At 47.5% G+C, this 1,260-nt stretch carries 1 protein-coding gene; it reads right to left on the reverse strand.

Going from position 1 to position 1,260, the window contains the following annotated elements:
- Positions 1-57: 57 nt before the first annotated feature.
- Positions 58-1,181 (reverse strand): IS3-like element ISVpa4 family transposase gene (locus tag R7D93_RS25550; protein ID WP_100269006.1). Its coding sequence is split into 2 segments (ribosomal slippage): positions 58-929 and positions 929-1,181, totalling 1,125 coding nucleotides; the frame shifts between segments, so codons are not numbered across the junction.
- Between the last annotated feature and the right edge of the window lie 79 nt (positions 1,182-1,260).

A 1,260-nucleotide genomic window follows, 5' to 3' on the forward strand; every position in this document is an offset into this window, starting at 1 on the left:
AGAAGTGGACCCCGCTGGTTGGACACATAAGCTCATTTCTTAAGTGGTTGACCCAGCTCATGCTGCGTATCTTTGCCTACCGAAGTAGGCCTCATCAGGAGTGAGGTTATTCAGTCCTTGATGGTTACGTTCTTCATTATAAAACACCATGTAGTTGCCGATTTCAAGCTCGGCTTCACGGGGCGTGGTATAAGCCTTTAAGTAAACCTCCTCATATTTCAGGCTTCGCCATAATCGCTCAATGAAAACATTGTCAACCCAGCGGCCTTTCCCGTCCATGCTTATACGTATGTCATGTTCAATTAACTTCTGTGTGAACTCTGTGCTGGTAAACTGGCTGCCTTGATCTGAGTTAAAGATATCAGGTGGCCCATAATGCTTCAGCGCTTCCTCAAGCGCTTCGATACAAAAACTCGTGTCCATGGTGTTGGATAGTCGCCAAGCCAGCACTTTGCGGCTATACCAGTCGATAATCGCAACGAGGTACAGGAACCCCTTCGCCATCGGGATGTACGTGATATCAATCGCCCAAGCTTGGTTTGGGTAAGTGACTTCGATATCACGCAACAGGTAGGGATACACCTTGTGTGCTTTGTTAGCCAGCGTCGTTTTGGGCTTGGGATAAATCGCCCCAATCCCCATATCGCGCATGAGTCGAACAACACGCTTACGATTAACGCTATGGCCCTTTTTAGCCAGCTCAGTTCGAATGCGCCGACTGCCCATAAACGGATACTGCAGATGAATTTCGTCAATCATACGTCGTAACGTGATCTCCTCAGCAGAGAGTCCGATGGGCTGATAGTAAGCGGTAGAGCGAGCAATATTGAGCAGCTCACATTGGCGCTTTATCGGCAATGGGGTGGATTTAACCAGCGAACTCTTTCGCTGGGCTCGGTCTAACGACCGAGCACTTTGGCCAAAAAATCATTTTCCATGGTCAATTGACCGATCTTGGCGTGAAGTTTGTCCACATCTTCGGAACTCTCTTTTCCTGAGTGATTTTCGGTGGCAAAAATCATGGCTGCGTTTTCAAGCAGCTCCTTTTTCCATGTTGAGATCTGGTTAGCGTGCAGGTTATATTTCTGAGCTAGCTCAGCGACGGTTTTATCGCCTTTAGCGGCATCGAGAGCCACCTTAGCTTTAAACTCAGGAGAGTGGTTTCTACGTTTTCTAGTCATAATCTGTCCCTGTATTGTTGGGTACTATCAAAACAGATCGACCACTTAAAGTCATGTCCGAAAATTGGGGGCCACTTCT

This window comes from Vibrio sp. YT-15, assembly GCF_033337445.1.
GTDB lineage: Bacteria > Pseudomonadota > Gammaproteobacteria > Enterobacterales > Vibrionaceae > Vibrio > Vibrio alginolyticus.